This window comes from Streptomyces racemochromogenes (genome assembly GCF_039535215.1).
GTDB lineage: Bacteria > Actinomycetota > Actinomycetes > Streptomycetales > Streptomycetaceae > Streptomyces > Streptomyces racemochromogenes.
The window spans coordinates 1,193,199-1,209,810 of sequence record NZ_BAAAWT010000001.1; the positions used below are offsets into that span (position 1 = coordinate 1,193,199).

The 16,612-nt window shown below is 71.4% G+C and carries 15 protein-coding genes; 6 read left to right on the top strand and 9 right to left on the bottom strand.

Features of this window, described 5'->3' with window-relative positions; all coding sequences use genetic code 11:
- Nucleotides 1–19: 19 nt before the first annotated feature.
- Both ABD973_RS05590 and ABD973_RS05595 read left to right on the top strand, forming a co-directional pair.
- Complete coding sequence (locus ABD973_RS05590) at nt 20–1,300, top strand: GDSL-type esterase/lipase family protein (protein ID WP_125823033.1); 1,281 nt, start codon at nt 20–22, stop codon at nt 1,298–1,300.
- Nucleotides 1,301–1,341: 41 nt separating this feature from the next.
- Nucleotides 1,342–1,944: a 3'-5' exonuclease gene (locus ABD973_RS05595; RefSeq protein WP_125598682.1), complete on the top strand. Its 603-nt coding sequence runs from the start codon at nt 1,342–1,344 to the stop codon at nt 1,942–1,944.
- A 16-nt stretch (nt 1,945–1,960) separates the two neighbouring features.
- Here ABD973_RS05595 and ABD973_RS05600 read toward each other — a convergent pair whose 3' ends face one another.
- The gene (locus ABD973_RS05600; protein WP_345498892.1) at nt 1,961–3,031 is read right to left on the bottom strand and encodes a saccharopine dehydrogenase; all 1,071 of its coding nucleotides are present in this window, start codon (nt 3,029–3,031) and stop codon (nt 1,961–1,963) included.
- 132 nt (nt 3,032–3,163) lie between these two features.
- On the bottom strand, nt 3,164–5,203 hold the full coding sequence (locus tag ABD973_RS05605; RefSeq protein WP_345498894.1) for an ATP-binding protein: 2,040 nt from the start codon (nt 5,201–5,203) through the stop codon (nt 3,164–3,166).
- Between the two features lie 128 nt (nt 5,204–5,331).
- On the opposite strand from ABD973_RS05605, the gene ABD973_RS05610 reads away from it, so the two are divergent.
- Nucleotides 5,332–6,429 carry an Lrp/AsnC family transcriptional regulator gene (locus ABD973_RS05610; RefSeq protein ID WP_125823030.1) on the top strand — a complete coding sequence of 366 codons (1,098 nt, stop codon included), beginning with the start codon at nt 5,332–5,334 and terminating at the stop codon, nt 6,427–6,429.
- A 203-nt stretch (nt 6,430–6,632) separates the two neighbouring features.
- Here the strand turns inward: ABD973_RS05610 and ABD973_RS05615 are convergent, their stop codons facing one another.
- The 7 genes from ABD973_RS05615 to ABD973_RS05645 all read right to left on the bottom strand — a co-directional run bounded on the left by ABD973_RS05615 (nt 6,633) and on the right by ABD973_RS05645 (nt 12,702).
- Complete coding sequence (locus tag ABD973_RS05615; RefSeq protein WP_125823029.1) at nt 6,633–8,033, bottom strand: nucleobase:cation symporter-2 family protein; 1,401 nt, start codon at nt 8,031–8,033, stop codon at nt 6,633–6,635.
- Nucleotides 8,034–8,482: 449 nt separating this feature from the next.
- Nucleotides 8,483–9,883: an 8-oxoguanine deaminase gene (locus tag ABD973_RS05620; RefSeq protein ID WP_125823028.1), complete on the bottom strand. Its 1,401-nt coding sequence runs from the start codon at nt 9,881–9,883 to the stop codon at nt 8,483–8,485.
- Nucleotides 9,884–10,070: 187 nt separating this feature from the next.
- Nucleotides 10,071–10,994, bottom strand: coding sequence for a factor-independent urate hydroxylase (gene pucL / locus ABD973_RS05625; protein ID WP_125598700.1), 924 nt, complete (start codon nt 10,992–10,994; stop codon nt 10,071–10,073).
- Nucleotide 10,995: 1 nt separating this feature from the next.
- Nucleotides 10,996–11,385 carry a hydroxyisourate hydrolase gene (gene uraH / locus ABD973_RS05630; protein WP_007267387.1) on the bottom strand — a complete coding sequence of 130 codons (390 nt, stop codon included), beginning with the start codon at nt 11,383–11,385 and terminating at the stop codon, nt 10,996–10,998.
- Between the two features lie 2 nt (nt 11,386–11,387).
- Nucleotides 11,388–11,903 (bottom strand): 2-oxo-4-hydroxy-4-carboxy-5-ureidoimidazoline decarboxylase, encoded by a 516-nt coding sequence (uraD, locus tag ABD973_RS05635; protein ID WP_125598703.1) that lies wholly within the window; start codon nt 11,901–11,903, stop codon nt 11,388–11,390.
- A 146-nt stretch (nt 11,904–12,049) separates the two neighbouring features.
- Nucleotides 12,050–12,454, bottom strand: coding sequence for a helix-turn-helix domain-containing protein (locus tag ABD973_RS05640; RefSeq protein WP_125598706.1), 405 nt, complete (start codon nt 12,452–12,454; stop codon nt 12,050–12,052).
- Entirely contained in the window at nt 12,451–12,702 is a 252-nt protein-coding gene (locus tag ABD973_RS05645) for a YkoF family thiamine-binding protein (RefSeq protein ID WP_125598709.1), read from the bottom strand. The genes ABD973_RS05640 and ABD973_RS05645 overlap by 4 nt, the downstream gene beginning before the upstream one ends.
- A gap of 125 nt (nt 12,703–12,827) precedes the next feature.
- Here ABD973_RS05645 and ABD973_RS05650 point away from each other — a divergent pair, with 125 nt between their 5' ends.
- The 3 genes from ABD973_RS05650 (at nt 12,828) to ABD973_RS05660 (ending at nt 16,337) form a co-directional block, all read left to right on the top strand.
- Nucleotides 12,828–13,661, top strand: a complete 834-nt coding sequence (locus ABD973_RS05650; RefSeq protein ID WP_125823026.1) for a TIM barrel protein — start codon at nt 12,828–12,830, stop codon at nt 13,659–13,661.
- Nucleotides 13,662–13,736: 75 nt separating this feature from the next.
- Complete coding sequence (locus ABD973_RS05655; RefSeq protein WP_125823025.1) at nt 13,737–14,636, top strand: 2-hydroxy-3-oxopropionate reductase; 900 nt, start codon at nt 13,737–13,739, stop codon at nt 14,634–14,636.
- 243 nt (nt 14,637–14,879) lie between these two features.
- Nucleotides 14,880–16,337 (top strand): catalase, encoded by a 1,458-nt coding sequence (locus ABD973_RS05660; RefSeq protein ID WP_125605315.1) that lies wholly within the window; start codon nt 14,880–14,882, stop codon nt 16,335–16,337.
- The last annotated feature ends 275 nt before the right edge of the window (nt 16,338–16,612 follow it).

Below are 16,612 nucleotides of genomic sequence, written 5' to 3' on the forward strand. Positions count from 1 at the left end.
GGCGCGTGCCACCTTTCCGATGCCACCGGCGCCGGAGGTACCCCCACTTTCCAAGCCACGCACCGAAGTTGTTGGCGACTTCGGCGTGGCCGACCGCAGGAGTTCCGCAGTGATCGGATTCCGAAAGGCCGGCGAGGGCCGTGCGGCCCCTCGTCGTGTGCGACGACTGGCCGGCGCCGGGATGGTACTGCCGCTCGCGGCCGCGCTGCTCGCCGGCGGAGCCGGGACGGCCGTGGCCGGACCCGGGACGGGGCCCACCGCCGTGGTGTCCATGGGCGACAGCTACATCTCCGGCGAGGCCGGACGCTGGAAGGGCAACAGCCTGACCAACAGCGGGAGCAGGAACGGCACCGACCGGGCGTGGGTCAGTGGCAGCTCCTACGATCCCGCGAAGGTATACGGCACCACCGCGGGCGGGTGCCACCGCTCCGACTCGGCCGAGGTGCTGAGCGCCGGAGCCGTCGCCGAGACGGCGGTGAACCTGGCCTGTTCCGGGGCGGTCTCGCAGAACGTCTTCCGCGCCTCCAACGGGGGCGTGGCCTACAAGGGCGAGGCGCCGCAGGCCGACCAGCTCGCCGCGGTCGCCGCGAGCCGCGACGTGAAGGTCATCGCGCTGTCCGTCGGCGGCAACGACCTGGGCTTCGCCGACATCATCAAGGACTGCGCGTACGACTTCGTCCTGTGGGGCTCGTACTGCTACGACGACCAGCAGGCCGGGGTCGACCAGAAGATCGACGGCGTCATGGCGAACGTCGGCAAGTCGGTCGACGAGATCCGCGCCGTGATGCGCCAGGCCGGGTACGCGGACGCCTCGTACCGGATCGTGCTCCAGTCCTACCCGTCCCCGATCCCGCGGGGCGCGGAGAACCGGTACACCCAGAGCGACTGGAGCCGGCTCAACACCGGCGGCTGTCCGTTCTGGAACCGCGACTCCGACTGGGCCCGCGACTCCCTCGTGCCGCAGATCGCGAACCGCCTCAAGGGCGTCGCGGCCGCCAAGGGCGTGCAGTTCCTGGACCTGCGGGACATGCTCCAGGGCCGTGAGGTCTGCGCGAAGGCCAGCAAGCAGGTCAGCTCCACCGTCCCGGCCTCGGCGAAGACGGGCGAATGGGCGCGCTGGATCGACAACAACGAATCGCAGGGCCTGGTCCAGGAGTCCATGCACCCCAACTACTACGGCCAGCTGGCCGTCGGCCGCTGCCTGGCCCTGGCCGTGGCCCAGCCCGCCAACTCGGCCTCCAGCTGCAAGAACACCGCCGGGGGCGACCACACCGGCATGTTCCTGACGGCCGCTCCGTAAATCGGAGGTGGACGCGCGGGGCGGGCTGTCATGATCAGGCCATGGCAGTCCGTCCCGCGCGTCCCAGTCTCTACATCTCCGTCGACATCGAGGCCGACGGCCCGATCCCCGGCCCCTATTCGATGATCAGCTTCGGCGCGGCCGTCGCCGGCCGCCAGGACGGGGCCGTGTACACGGCCGCCGACCCGGAACGGCACACCTTCTACCGGGAGCTGCGCCCCATCAGCGACCGGTACGTGGACGCCGCCCTCGCCGTCAGCGGCCTGGACCGCGAACGCCTGCTCCGCGAGGGCGCCGACCCGGCCGCGGCGATGGCGGAGTTCCGAGCGTGGGTGCGGGAGGTCTCGGCCGGGGCGCAGCCGGTGATGTGCGGCTACCCGGCCTCCTTCGACTGGACCTTCCTCTACTGGTACCTGATCGAGTTCGGGGACGACAGCCCCTTCGGCCACTCCGGCTGCCTGGACATGAAGACCCTGTACGCGGCCAAGGCCCGGGTCCCCCTGCGGGCGGCCGTGAAGGGCCGGATGCCCCGCGAACTGCGCTCGCAGCGCCGCCACACCCACCACGCGCTGGACGACGCGGTCGAGCAGGCGGAGCTGATGAGCAACCTGATGCTCTGGCAGCCGGACACGGACCTCCCGTAGCTGCCCCGAAGCCGTCCTAGGCCGCGCGGTCCGGACCCGTCAGGGCCGCCAGGGCCGTGGCGAAGGCCGCGCGGCAGCGGAGCCAGTCCGGGTCCGGGGACGGCGCGTGCAGGGCGGCGAGCTTGGGCAGGAGGTCCGCCGAGAAGGCCCGGGCCGCCTCCGCCGGGAGCAGCGACGGGAGGTTGTCGATGGCGATCACGTCCACCGGCGGCCCGCCGCCCGGCAGCCTCCGCGCCGGGGCCGTCCAGTCCGTGAGGCGGTCGTAGACGGGGAGCAGGTGCAGCTCCGATCCGGTGTCACAGGTGATGTCGGCGATCACCGACAGCCGCCGGGGGCCCCCGGCCTCCAGGTCCGCCGGGGTGAGGAAGGGCGGCACCGGACGGGTGGTCAGCACCGCGTTGACCAGGATGTCGTGGCCGAGCAGCGCGGCCCGGTCCAGGCTGCGGGTCGCGGTGCGGCCCCAGCGGGTGACCGGTATCCCGGCGGTGGCGAGGGCGTCGCAGGCGCCGCGCCCGCTGCGGCCGCCCGCGCCGATGACCAGTGCCCGCAGCCCGTCGGGGGCCGCCGCGCGCAGCCGGGCGTCCAGCTCGGGCCGGGGCAGCGGGACCAGCGGGGTGCTGAGGGCACCGCGGGCGTGCAGGGCGGCCAGCGCGGCTCCCGCGTACCCGGCCCAGTAGCCGAAGGCGGCCAGCCGACGGCCCTGCGCGTCGGCGAGGTACTCCAGGTCGAGCAGGGTCCCGCCGCCCGCCGCGAAGCGGCGCAGCAGCGCGGGGGCCTGCGCCTGGCCCTTGTAGGCGTGCCCGAAGTAGACGTGCCGGTGGTGCAGGAGCTCGGGCGTCGGCGGGAGCTCCTTGAGGCCGAGGACGTACGCGGACCCGGGCGCGGCCCGCGACCAGGAGCCGGCCGGCGCGGTGCGGCAGCCGGCGGCCTCGTAGTCCTCGAGCGGGAAGACCCGGTGGCCGGACTCCTCCACGGTGATCCGTACGCCCTGCCGGACGAGCCGTAAGGCGTCCTCGGGGGTCAGGGGGGCGCGGCGTTCGGTGGGCCGGGTCTCGGCGCGCATCCAGAGCTGCGGTGTTTCGGGCATCGCTTTACCACCTGTCCGGTCGGAAGGGGTGGGCTCATGCGATGTCTTTCCGCGTCCTTGACGCGGTACGCCGGGCGGGCGCAGGAACTCCGGGCCCGCGGGCACCTCCCGCCCCACCCGGTGACCTGCGGCTCACAGTTCCGGCAGCAGGTCCCTCAGGGTGCTCCGTGAGCCCTCCGCGTGCGCCGCCCGGAAGGCCTCCGGGGTCATGCGGGCCCGCAGCGTCCGCTCGGCGCGCGGGGTGCAGGCGGCGGCCGGGCGGTGGCCCGCGACCGCGCCGAGCAGCTTGGCGGACTCCTCGTAGTGGCCGAGGCCGGCCTCCAGTTCGGCCAGCAGCTCCGTCGAGAGGGCCTGCCCCAGCCGGTCCCCGAGGGCCAGCTGGATCTCCAGGGCGGCCACCAGCCGGGTCCGGGCCAGCGCGGGGCGGTCCTCGCGCCGCTGCACGAGCGCGTGGGCGTAGTCGGACCAGGACCGGGCCCACAGGTCGGCGGGGACGTCGTCCCCCGCGCCGTCCCCGACGGGTGCGGGCCCCGGGCCGGTGTGGGCGAGCGCCATCGCGAGGGCGGCCCGCAGCACCTCCCGGCCCGGCCCGAACTCCGGCTCCGGCGGCAGCTGGCCGAGGGCGTCACGGAACTCGTCGCCGGCCTCGCCGGGCCGGTCCTGCCACAGGGCCGCGGTGCCCCGGGCATGTGCAAGGTAGGCCAGAGCGGTGTCCTCCCCCTCCAGTACGGCCGCGGTCCAGGCCTCCACCAGCAGCGGATCGGCCGCCCCCGCCGGGCCGAAGGCGGCGGCCAGCCAGGCCGCCAGGCACAGCGCGCGGGCCGGCCGGGGCTCCGGGTGCAGGGCCAGGGCCCGCTCCAGGTGCCGGCGCCCCTCCGCCTCCAGCCCGCAGGCCGACCAGAGGAACCACAGGGACACGGCCACCTCCAGCGCCCCCGCCGGTCCGGCCTCCGACAGCGGGTCCATCGCCCGGCGCAGCTCGGGCAGTTCCCGCAGCGCCAGGGCGCGTGCCTGGGGCTGCGCCCCCGACCGCCACAGCCAGGCGGCCCGTTCGGCGATGACCCGACATCGCTCGTGGTGGCGGCGCTCGGCCAGCGCCGCCTCGGTGCCCGGGGCGTGCGCGAGCCGCCGGGCCTCGTAGGCCCGTACGGACAGGGGCAGCCGGTAGCGGCCCGGCTCCCCGGGCTCCGCGAGCAGGGCGGGGGCGAGCCGGCGCAGGGTCTCGGCGGCGTCCTCGGGGCCGAGCTCGCCGAAGCCGCAGACCTGCGCGACGGCGGCCTCGTCGAAGGAGCCCGCGAAGACGGACAGCCGGGTCCACAGCAGCCGCTCCCCGGGCGAGGACAGCCGGTGCGCGCGCAGGAGGTCGGTGCCGCCGGGGCGGTCCGCTCCCTCGGCGAGGAACCCGAGCGGGTCGGCGGTCAGCCGGTGCAGCGCCTCGGCCGGGCTGTAGCGGCCGGCGCGCCCGGCGGCCAGCTCCAGCGCGGCGGGGATCCCGTCGAGGGCGCGGCACAGGGCGGCGACGGCGGCGGCGTTGTGGTCGGTGAGCTCGAAGGAGGGGTCCGCGGCGCGCGCCCGCTGCGCGTAGAGGCGTACGGAGGCGTAGCCGGAGACCTCGGCGGCGCCGGCGCACCCGTCGGCCCCGGCCGTACGGAACGCGTCGGCTCCGGCCCGGTCGGGGAGGTCGCGGGAGGGCCGCCGACTGGCCGGATCGTGTGGCTCCGGCGGCAGGGGAAGCGGGCCCACGAAGACCTCCGCCCCGTCATGGAACCCGAGAGTCCGCTGCGAGGTGGCCAGAATTCGCACCTGCGGCAATCGAGCCAGCAGCCGGCCCGCCAGCACCCCTGCCCGCTCCCCGAGCCGCTCGCAGCCGTCGAGCACCAGCAGCGCCCGGCGGCCTTCGAGCCGCCCCTCCAACTCCCGCGCCAGGGTTCCCCGCGGCGCGGACAGGCTCGCGAGAGCGGCCCACACCACCTCCGCGCCCTCCTCGCGGACCAGGGCGCGAGCGGTCCGCGCGGCCAGCCGGGACTTGCCTATTCCCGCTGGTCCGACCAGGCTGACCAGGCGTTCCGTACGGAGCAGGGCAGCGGTGCGCGCGAGCTCGCGCTCCCGCCCCACGAAGCTCGACGGTTCGGCCGGCACCGCGTGGCGCAGGTTCGAGCCGGGGTTCCCCACACGTCCTCCTCCCGATCTCCTCAAGGCCCACTCAACCGCCTGGTGGCACGGCCGGGCCCACGAGGAGAGATGATCAGCCGAAAGCAGGGTTGACCGGCCCATGGCCGGGAGAACCACCAGGGGAAGGTATGAACTCGGCCATTTCCGCCATCGACGACACCGACCGGGCGCTCGTCCACGCACTCCAACTCGCCCCGCGCGCGAGCTGGGAGCGCCTGGCCCAGGTCCTCGGCGTGCGTCCCGAGACCCTCGCCCGCCGCTGGGAGCGGATGACCGCCGCCGGCGACGCCTGGGTCTGCGGCCTCGGGCTGCGCACGGGCAACCAGGCCCCCTGCATGGCGTGGGTCGAGGTGACGTGTGCGGCGGGCGCCGCTCCGGCGGTGGGCGCGGCCCTGACCGGCGACGCCCACACCATGGGCGTGGAGCACACCACGGGCGACCGCGACCTGCTGGCCTTCGTCGCCGTGCCGGACCTGCACATGCTGTACCAGTACCTCTCCTTCCGGGTGCAGCGGATACCGGGCGTGGTCGGCACCCGCTCCTCGATGGTCACGGCCGTGCACGCCTCCCCCGACCGCTGGCGCCTGGACCAGCTGACGCCCGCCCAGGCCGACCTGCTGACCGGGCGCGGCCGCCGCAAGGGAGCCACCGCCTCCCCGGCGCCCGTCGCCCCGATGCCGCAGGAGGACCGGCCGCTGGTGCTGGCACTGGCCGCGGACGCGCGGCGCAGCGTGGCCTCGCTGGCCCGGGAGTCGGGCATGAGCGAGTCGACCGTACGGCGCCGCCTGGGCCGCCTTGAGGCGGGGCAGAGCCTGCGCTACAGCTGTGCGATGGCCGCGGGGCTGACGGGCTGGCCGGTGTCCGCGACCGTGTGGGCGGAGGTGCCCGAGCACGAGGTGGCCGACTGCGCGGCGGTGGCCTCGGGTCTGCGCGAGACCCGGACCTGCATGTCCGTCAGCGGCCGCTGGAACTTCATGATCGGCGCCCGGCTGCGCACCATGGAGGAACTGTCGCGGTACACCGCCGACCTGACGCGGAGGATGCCGGGGCTGCGCGTGACCGACACGGCGGTGGCCCTGCACGTACGCAAGTCGCAGGCGCAGGAGCTGGACCGCACGGGCCGGCGGGTGCGGACGGTCCGGCCGGACATCTGGGCGGACACGACGCCGGTGGCCTGGGACGAGGCCCTGCCCTACGGGACCGGCCGCCCGCACGGGACGGCGTAGGAGGGTGGTCGCGGGGGCGGCCGCGGGCGCCTTCACGGGCGTCGGGTCCGCGGCGCCCGGTCCGCGGTGCCGGGCCCCCGCGGTGACGGCGGGTGCGGGGCCTCGCCGACGCGCGGCGGCGCGCACGCCACACCCGCAGTGGGTGACGTACGCGCCGCCGCGCGCGGCGCCCGGGTCCGGCCCGGCGGGCCGGGGCGGCGGGCTCAGTGGACGAAGGCCGGCTCCGCCGCGGCCTCCGCGTCCTCCGCGGCCGCGTCGCGCTTCGCACCGAGGTGGTTGAAGGCCAGGTTGAGCAGGATCGCCACCACGCAGCCGGTGCTGATGCCGGAGTCGAGGACGACGAGCAGGTCCTTCGGGAAGGCGTGGTAGAAGCCGGGCGCGGCGATGGGGATCAGGCCGATGCCGACGGAGGCGGCGACGATCAGGGCGTTCTCGCCCTTCTCCATGGCCGCGCCCGCCAGGGTCTGGATGCCGCTGGCCGCGACCGAACCGAAGAGGACCACGCCGGCGCCGCCGAGGACGGGCAGCGGGACGACCCCGATCACGGAGGCGGCCATGGGACACAGGCCGAGCAGGATCAGGATGCCGCCGCCGGCGGCGACGACGAAGCGGCTGCGCACCTTGGTCATCGCCACGAGTCCGATGTTCTGGGCGAAGGCGCTGCACATGAAGCCGTTGAACAGCGGGCTGAGCGCGCTGCCGAGGGTGTCGGCGCGCAGGCCGCCCTCGATGGTCCTCGCGTCCGCGGGCCGGCCGACGATCTTGCCGAGGGCCAGGATGTCGGCGGTCGACTCGGTCATGCAGACCAGCATCACGATGCACATCGAGACGATGGCGGCGACCTGGAACTGCGGGGCACCGAAGTGGAAGGGGGTCGGGAAGCCGACGACGGAGGCGTTCTTGACGGCGTCGAAGCTGGTCATGCCCAGCGGGAGGGCGATCAGCGTGCCGGCGACCAGGCCCAGCAGAATGGAGATCTGCTGGAGGAAACCGCGCAGGAACTTCCGCATCACCAGGACGATCGCCAGGGTGAGGGCCGCCATGCCGATGTTCTTCATGGAGCCGTAGTCGGCGGCGGCGCGGTTGCCGCCCTGCGACCAGTTGAAGGCCACCGGCAGCAGGGACACGCCGATCAGGGTGATGACGGTGCCGGTGACGACGGGCGGGAAGAAGCGTACGAGCTTGCCGAAGTAGGGGGCGGCTATGAACCCGACCACTCCGGCGACGATGATCGCGCCGAAGATGATGGGGATGGCGTCGCTCCCCTGGCCCTTGCCGATGGCGATCATCGGGGTCACACCGGCGAAGGAGACGCCGTTGACGAAGGGCAGCTTGGCGCCGATCTTCCAGAACCCGAGGGTCTGGAGCAGGGTGGCGAGCCCTGCGGTGAAGAGCGAGGCGCCCATCAGGAAGGCGGTCTCGGCGGCGGAGAGGCCGACCGCCGGTCCGACGATCATGGGCGGGGCTACGACACCCGCGTACATGGCCGCCACGTGCTGGAGACCGCTCGTGAACATCTTCAGCGGAGGCAGGGTCTCGTCGACCGGGTGCTTCTCCTCCGGTACTGCGACTGCATCTTTGCGAAACCTGGGCGTTGCGGCCACGGCTTCCTCCGGTCGGTTAAACACGTCGGCAGGGACGTGGGTGTCATGGAGGTGGTGCGAAAGCGTGCTGGTCCAGCCTGTATGGAGTTGTGGGTGCTGCTACTTCTCGTCCCAAGGGGTGCGGAATCGATTCGCCCAAAATCGGCTCCACGCGGTGGCCCCGCCCCGGTCAGGGGCCGGCGGTGCCGTGGCAAGCACGCGGTGTACGTGTCGCCTGCGGTGTGAGTGTGCGGGTGTGCGGGTGCGACGAGTCATCGCCGCCGGGCGGTCGTCGCGCGGATCACCGCTCCGGTGGCGCGGTGACCGCTCCCGGGAGCGCCGTCGGATCTCTCCTCGGGCGCTTCCCGGGAACGGCTGCCGCGGACCCCGCTCGGGTCCGCGGCCGCCGGCCGGGGGCCGTCCCCCCCCGGCCGGACTCCTGGGGTTCCCCCCAGCGGTCGCTGGGGAGATCAGCCCTGGGCGGAGATCCGCGCCAGGCGCTGGGCCTCCTCGCGGGTGGAGACCGCGATGGCCTCCTCGTCCGCGAAGAGCAGCCGGTTGTTCTCGACGATCTGCTTGCCGTTGACGAACGAGGCGGTGACCGGGGCGGCCGCGCCGAAGACGAGCGCGGTGACCGGGTCGGCGATCGAGGAGTGCAGGAAGGTGTTGAGGTTCCACAGCACCAGGTCGGCGTTCTTGCCGGCCTCCAGCGAACCGATGTTGTCGGCGCGGCCGAGGACCTGGGCGCCGCCGTAGGTGCCCAGGCGCAGCGACTGGCGCGCGTTGAGCGCGGCCTCGCGGTGCACCGGGTTCAGGCGGTTGATCAGCAGCGCGTTGCGCAGCTCGGTGTGCAGCTCACCGGACTCGTTGGAGGCGGTGCCGTCCACGCCGAGGCCGACCGGTACGCCGGCGGCCAGCATGTCGGGGACGCGGGCGATGCCGGCGGCCAGACGGGCGTTGGAGGACGGGCAGTGCGCGACACCGGTCTTGGTGCGGGCGAACGCGGCGATGTCGGAGTCGTTCATGTGGACGCTGTGCGCCATCCACACGTCCTCGCCGAGCCAGCCGGTCGACTCGAAGTAGTCGGTCGGGCCCATGCCGAAGAGCTCGTGGCAGAACTTCTCCTCCTCGACCGTCTCCGAGCCGTGCGTGTGCATGCGCACGCCTAGGCGGCGGGCCAGCTCGGCGCCCTGCTTCAGCAGTTCGGTGGAGACCGAGAAGGGGGAGCACGGGGCGACCGCGACCTGCGTCATCGAGTCGGCGGAGGCGTCGTGGAACTTCTTGATGGTCGCCTCGGTGTCGGCCAGGGCGCCCTCAAGGGTCTCGACGGCGTGGTCCGGCGGCAGGCCGCCGTCCTTCTCGCTGCGGTCCATGGAGCCGCGGGCGAGGGTGAAGCGGACGCCCATCTCGGACGCGGCGCGGATGATCGCGCCGGAGAGGTCGCCGGAGTTCTTGGGGTAGACGTAGTGGTGGTCCATCGCGGTGGTGACACCACCGCGGGCCATCGCGGCCAGGGAGCCCTGCGCGGCCACGTACGCCATCTGCTCGTCGATGCGCGCCCAGGTCGGGTACAGCGCGACGAGCCAGTTGAAGAGGTTGTGGTCGGTGGCCAGGCCACGCGTGATCCACTGGTAGAAGTGGTGGTGCGTGTTGACCAGACCGGGGGTCACGAGGTGCCCGGTGCCGTCGATCCGGCGGACGACGTTGTCGAGGTTCTCGGGGGCTTTGCCCGCGCCGATGGACTCGATCTTGTTGCCGGCGATGACGATGTGACCCGAGGCGTACTCGGTGTCGTTCGCGTCGACGGTAGCGATCGCACAGTTCTCGATGACGATGCGCTCTACGGCGCTGTCATGGGCTGCCGGTGCCATGGGACTTCCTCGTGCTTTCAGTGGCGGTGCGGGCACGGCAAAACCCAGGGGATTTGAGTGCCGGAGCCGGGGGCCTGACAGCTGACAGTACTGCCGCCCCGTGTGCTGGTCCGGGTGCCGATTCAGGAAGTTGTGGGGGTGTCGCGCCCCGGGGCCACTGCGGAGCCCCGGGGCGCGCGTGCACTGCTCAGAGGTTGGTCATGTCCACGGGGATACGGGCGTCAGCGCCGTCGCGGAGGACCGTCGCCTCGATCAGACCGTACGGGCGGTCCGCGGCGAAGTAGACCTCGTTGTCGTTCTTGAGGCCGAAGGGCTCCAGGTCGACGAGGAAGTGGTGCTTGTTCGGGAGCGAGAAGCGGACCTCGTCGATCTCCGAACGGTGGTTGATGATGCGCGAACCCATCTGGTACAGGGTCTGCTGGAGCGACAGGGAGTAGGTCTCCGCGAAGGCCTGGAGCATGTGCTTCCTGGTCTCGGCGTAGGACTTCTCCCAGTTGGGCATCCGCTGCTCGTCGTCGGTCCAGTTGAAGCGCCAGCGGCCCGACACCTGGGTGGCCAGGATGCGGTCGTACGCCTCCTGCAGGGTCGTGTACTTGTCCTTCACGTAACCCCAGAACTCGGAGTTCGTGGAGTTCATGACGATCAGGTCCTTGAGGCCGGAGATGACCTCCCAGTTCTGGCCGTCGTACGTGATCTGGGTGACGCGGGTCTCCATGCCCTTGCGGACGAAGGAGTGGTTGACCTCGTCGGCGCCGATGAACTTGGAGTTGGCGTCCGAGGTCGCGATGCGGTCCCAGGCGTACTCTTCGATCCGGATGCGCGCGCGCTGGATCGGCTCCTGGCTGTTCACGAACCAACGCGCCAGGTGGATGCCGAACTGCTCGGCGGACTCGATGCCGTACTCCTTGGCGAACGCGTACACCGTGTTCTTGGTGGTGTCCGTCGGGAGGACGTTGGCGTTCGAGCCGGAGTAGTGGACGTCGTCCATGTCGCCGGAGAGGGCGACCGAGACGTTCAGGTCCTTGATGTGGTGGGTGTCGCCGTCCCGCGTGATCTTGACGACGCGGTTCTCTGCCTTGCCGTACTGGTTCTGGCCCAGAATCGTGGCCATGCTAGCTCCCTCGGTAAACGGAGTAGCCGAACGGGTTGAGCAGCAGCGGTACGTGGTAGTGCTCGCCCGGGTTCACCGCGAAGGTGATGGTTACCTCGGGGAAGAACGCACCGCTGTCCCTTACGCGGGGGGCGTCCTGCTGCGCCTCGGCTTGCTTCTTCGAAAAGTACGTCTCGGTCTCGAAGTCGAGACGTACGTGTGTGGTGCCCTCCGGCAGGGCCGGCAGGTCCTTGCAGCGTCCGTCGGCGTCGGTGGCGCTGCCGCCCAGGGCCGCCCACTCGCCGTCGAGGCCCGCGCGGGCCGACAGGGAGATGGCGACGCCCTCGGCGGGGCGGCCGATGCTGGTGTCCAGGATGTGGGTGGACACCGACGCGGTGGTCTCGGTGCTCATGGTCACTCTCCTTCTGCGAGTTCGGCGAGGCGGGTCAGGCGGATCCGGTTGATCTTCACGAGCTCGCCGCGGGCGATCTCTCGCTCCTGCTCGGCGCTGTTCTCGATCCGGACCTTGACCGCGTCCCGCATGAACTCACCGGTCGCACCGGTGGCGCAGATGAGGAAGACGTGGCCGAACTTCTCCTGGTAGGCCAGGTTCAGCTCCAGGAGCTCGGTCTTGAGCTCCTCCGAGGCACCGGCCATGCCACGCTGCTCGCGGGCGGAGGTCGGGTCTCCCGGCTTCGGCCGGCCGATCGGCGCGTGGCCTCCCATCGCCTCGCCCAGGTCCTGCGCCGTGAGTTCCGCCATGGCGGACTCGTTGGCGGCGAACAGGGCGTCGGCGGTGGCGAAGGGGCGCTGGGCGAGCATCTTGCTCCCCCACGCCGAACTGGCGCACACCTCGTGGAGCTCGGCCGTGGCCGCGCTGTCGTCCAAGGCGTTGAACCGGGTGAGACCCGGGGTCGGACTCGAAGTCACGGTAGGCCTCCGTGGCCTGTTGTTGCTTGACGGGCTGCGCATAGCTAACGCCCTCCACAACACCGCGTCAACACTTTGTTGAAACTTCCCGTACACAAAAGCCGCCGCCCGGGTGAATTGGGCGGCGGCTCGTCACCACGGGTTATTCAGCCCTCACCCTTGGCTGTCTTTTCGGGCTTCGTTTGAGCTGCGGCGTCCCGGTTCAAGTAGTTGTAGACCGTGAAACGGCTGACGCCCAGGGCGCTCGCGACCGTTTCCACACCGTGCCGCACCGAGAAGGCGCCCCGCGCCTCCAGTATCCGCACCACGTCCTGCTTGGCCTTGCGGTCGAGCTGCGCCAACGGTACGCCGTGGCGGCGCTCCAGCACGGCAAGGATGCGGTCCAGCGAGTCGGAGAGCTGGGGCAGGCGCACGGCCAGCAGCTCCTGGCCCTCCCACGCGAGCACGACGTCGTCGGGCTCGGCCAGGGCGGGGTCCATCATCTCGCCGCCCATCGCGTCCACCAGCGGCTTGACCGCGGCGACGAAGGGGTGGTCGCGGGGCTCGGTCATGCGCCGTCCTCCCCGATCACGTTGACCTGGAGCGAGACGCGGGTCGCGCCGGCGTCCAGGGAGTCGCGCAGCAGCGCGGCGACGGCGGTCAGCACCCGGTCGGAGTCGCCCTCGGCGGTGTTTCCGAACGGGCCGACGTCGACCGCGTCCAGCTCGGCCTTCTGGATGACCTCGCGGGCGGCCACGGCGTGGGCGGGAGCCTCTTCGAGGTCGAAGGGCTCGGTCGTGAACTCAACTCTCAATCGCACGCCGCCAAGCTACCCGGCAGTCCTGAGATTCCGGGAGTCCGCACTTGACAAGTACGACGGTCGGCTTGCAGTCTTCCATCAAGCAGAAAATAACTTCCGCAATACGGAAGGAGCGCATACCCCTCATGGGATACACGGACCAGCGCTTCGATGTGAACCTGTCGATCCTCTTCACGGAACTCCCGCTCCTGGAGCGCCCCGCGGCCGCCGCCGCGGCGGGCTTCACCGCGGTCGAGCTGTGGTGGCCCTGGATCGAGACCCCCACCCCCGCTCAGGAGGAGCTGGACGCCCTCAAGAAGGCTCTTGAGGACGCCGGCACCCAGCTGGTGGGACTGAACTTCTACGCCGGCCGGCTGCCGGGCCCGGACCGCGGCGCGGTATCGGTCCCCGGCGAGGAGTCGGACCGCTTCAACGCCAACATCAACGTGGCGGCGGACTTCGCCGCCTCGGTCGGCTGCAAGGCGCTCAACGCCCTGTACGGCAACCGCGTCGAGGGCGTGGACCCGGCGGTCCAGGACGAGCTGGCCCTGAAGAACCTGGTCGTCGCGGCCCAGGCCGCGGACCGGGTGGGCGCGATCCTCCTGATCGAGACCCTCAACAAGCCCGAGTCGCCGCTCTACCCCCTGGTGAGCGCCCCGGCCGGCATCGAGGTGGTGGACAAGGTGAACGAGGCCACCGGCCTCGGGAACGCCAAGTTCCTCCTCGACCTGTACCACCTGGCGATGAACGATGAGGACCTCTCCGAGGTCATCGAAAAGTACGCCGCCAAGACCGGGCACGTCCAGATCGCGGACAAGCCGGGACGCGGTGCCCCCGGCACCGGCGAGCTGCCCCTCGAGGACCTCCTCGACCAGCTGAAGAAGGCCGGCTACCAGGGCTTTGTCGGCCTGGAGTACAAGGCCGCCGACGCCGCCGCGTCCTTCGACTGGCTCCCGGCCGAGGCCCGGGCCGCCAAGTAAGAGGACGAAGTCCGGGCGATCGGCCAGGCACCTCACGCACTTTTCGTACGAAGCATTAAGAGAAGGACCCTCATCATGAGCAACTCCGCTGCGCTCCCGAAGATCGCCTGGATCGGCCTCGGAATCATGGGCTCCCCCATGTCCGAGAACCTCCTCAAGGCCGGCTACTCGGTCACCGGCTTCACCCTGGAGCAGGACAAGCTGGACCGCCTGGCCGCCGCCGGCGGCACCGCGGCCGGCTCGATCGCCGAGGCCGTCGCCGACGCCGACGTCATCATCACGATGGTGCCCGCCTCCCCGCAGGTCGAGGCCATCAACTACGGCCCGAACGGCATCCTCGAGAACGCCAAGTCCGGTGCGCTGATCATCGACATGTCGTCGATCACCCCGCAGACCTCCGTCGACCTGGCGAAGAACGCCGCCGAGAAGGGCATCCGCGTCATCGACGCCCCGGTGTCCGGCGGCGAGGCCGGCGCCATCGAGGCCGTGCTGTCGATCATGGTGGGTGGCGAGCAGGCCGACTTCGACGCCGCGCTCCCGATCCTGGAGACCCTCGGCAAGGTCATCGTGCTGTGCGGTCCGCACGGCTCGGGCCAGACGGTGAAGGCCGCCAACCAGCTCATCGTCGCGGTGAACATCCAGGCGTGCGCCGAGGCCGTCGTCTTCCTCGAGAAGTCCGGCGTGAACCTCGAGGCCGCCCTCGACGTCCTCAACGGCGGTCTGGCCGGCTCCACGGTCCTGACCCGCAAGAAGGACAACTTCCTGAACCGCGACTTCAAGCCCGGCTTCCGGATCGACCTGCACCACAAGGACATGGGCATCGTCACCGACGCCGCCCGCAACGTCGGTGCGGCCCTGCCGGTCGGCGCGGTCGTCGCCCAGCTGGTCGCCTCGCTGCGCGCCCAGGGTGACGGCGGCCTGGACCACTCCGCGCTGCTGCGCGCGGTCGAGCGCCTCTCCGGCGCCCAGGTCTGATCCCCGCGGCGGCCAGCTCCCCCGGGTCGGCCGCCCTCCCCCCGCCCTGACGGGGGCCTGAGTTTCCGGATGGTGCCGGTGCTGACACCTGTCCTGTCGCGCCCAAGTGCCGGCACCGTCCGGATCACCTCTCCTCTCTCTTTCTTTTAAACAAACTGTTGACGTCGAGTTCACGCCGAAATTAGGCTGTTCCGCATGACGGAAGACGCTTTCCGTCAGCAGTTACCCGTACGGAAGGTCACCATGTCGAAGCGCACGCTGACGACCGAGTCCGGCGCCCCGGTCGCCGACAACCAGAACTCCGCCACCGCCGGCGTCGGTGGCCCGCTCCTGATCCAGGACCAGCAGCTCCTGGAGAAGCTCGCCCGCTTCAACCGCGAGCGCATCCCGGAGCGCGTCGTGCACGCCCGCGGCTCGGGCGCGTACGGCTACTTCGAGGTGACCGACGACGTCACCGCGTACACCAGCGCGGCGTTCCTGAACACCGTCGGCAAGAAGACCGAGACCTTCCTGCGCTTCTCCACCGTGGCCGACTCCCTCGGTGGCGCGGACGCCGTCCGCGACCCGCGCGGCTTCGCGCTCAAGTTCTACACCGAAGAGGGCAACTACGACCTCGTCGGCAACAACACCCCGGTGTTCTTCATCAAGGACCCGATCAAGTTCCCGGACTTCATCCACTCCCAGAAGCGCGACCCCTTCACGGGCAAGCAGGAGCCGGACAACGTCTGGGACTTCTGGGCGCACGCCCCCGAGGCCACGCACCAGATCACCTGGCTGATGGGTGACCGCGGCATCCCGGCCTCCTACCGCCACATGAACGGCTACGGCTCCCACACCTACCAGTGGACCAACGCCCAGGGCGAGGCCTTCTTCGTCAAGTACCACTTCAAGACGAACCAGGGCATCCGCTGCCTCTCGGGCGAGCAGGCCGCCGAGCTCGTCGGCCAGGACGCCAACTCGCACCAGACCGACCTGCTCCAGGCGATCGAGCGCGGCGTGAACCCGAGCTGGACCCTCTACGTCCAGATCATGCCCGCGGCCGAGGCCGCGGACTACCGCTTCAACCCGTTCGACCTCACCAAGGTGTGGCCGCACGCCGACTACCCGCTGCAGCGCGTGGGCCGCCTGGTCCTCGACCGCAACCCGGACAACGTCTTCGCCGAGGTCGAGCAGTCCGCCTTCTCCCCGAACAACTTCGTCCCGGGCATCACCGCCTCGCCGGACAAGATGCTCCAGGGCCGCCTGTTCGCGTACGCCGACGCCCAGCGCTACCGCCTCGGCGTGAACCACACCCAGCTGCCGGTCAACGCCCCGAAGGCGACGAAGGCCGACAACTACGGCCGCGACGGCGTCATGGCGCTGCGCAACGGCTCGCGCCACGACAAGAACTACGAGCCCAACTCGTACCAGGGCCCCGCCGAGACCGGCATAGCCCTCGGTGCCCCGAAGGCCGTCTCCGGCTACACGGGCACCCACGAGGCCCCGGCCCACACCAAGGACGACGACTTCTTCCAGGCCGGTGAGCTCTACCGCCTGATGTCGGAGGCCGAGAAGCAGCGCCTGGTGGCGAACATCGCCGGCGGCCTGTCTCAGGTCACCCTCGAGGACGTCATCGAGAAGAACCTGGCTCACTTCCACGCCGCGGACGCCGACTACGGCCGCCGCGTCGAGGAGGCCGTCCGCGCCCTGCGCGACGCCTGAGCCGACAAGCTGCACCGGGGGCCTGACGGGAGGTCAGGTCCCGGGTGCCGAGCCCGCACCGCGGACCCGGATGAGGGGTGGTACGCGGTGGGGGCAGGACGAGGACCGTGGCGGGCGAGCGAGCCAGTGCGGTGGTAATGGGTTCCGAGGCCCGTCTCTTGACCTGAGGGAGACGACGCCGGAGTTCTCGTCGCCCGACCGCCACGGTCCCAGCCACTCCTCTGTACAGAGGGGCCACGCACAGGGCCCCCTCCGTATGGAGGAGAACCTTCCGA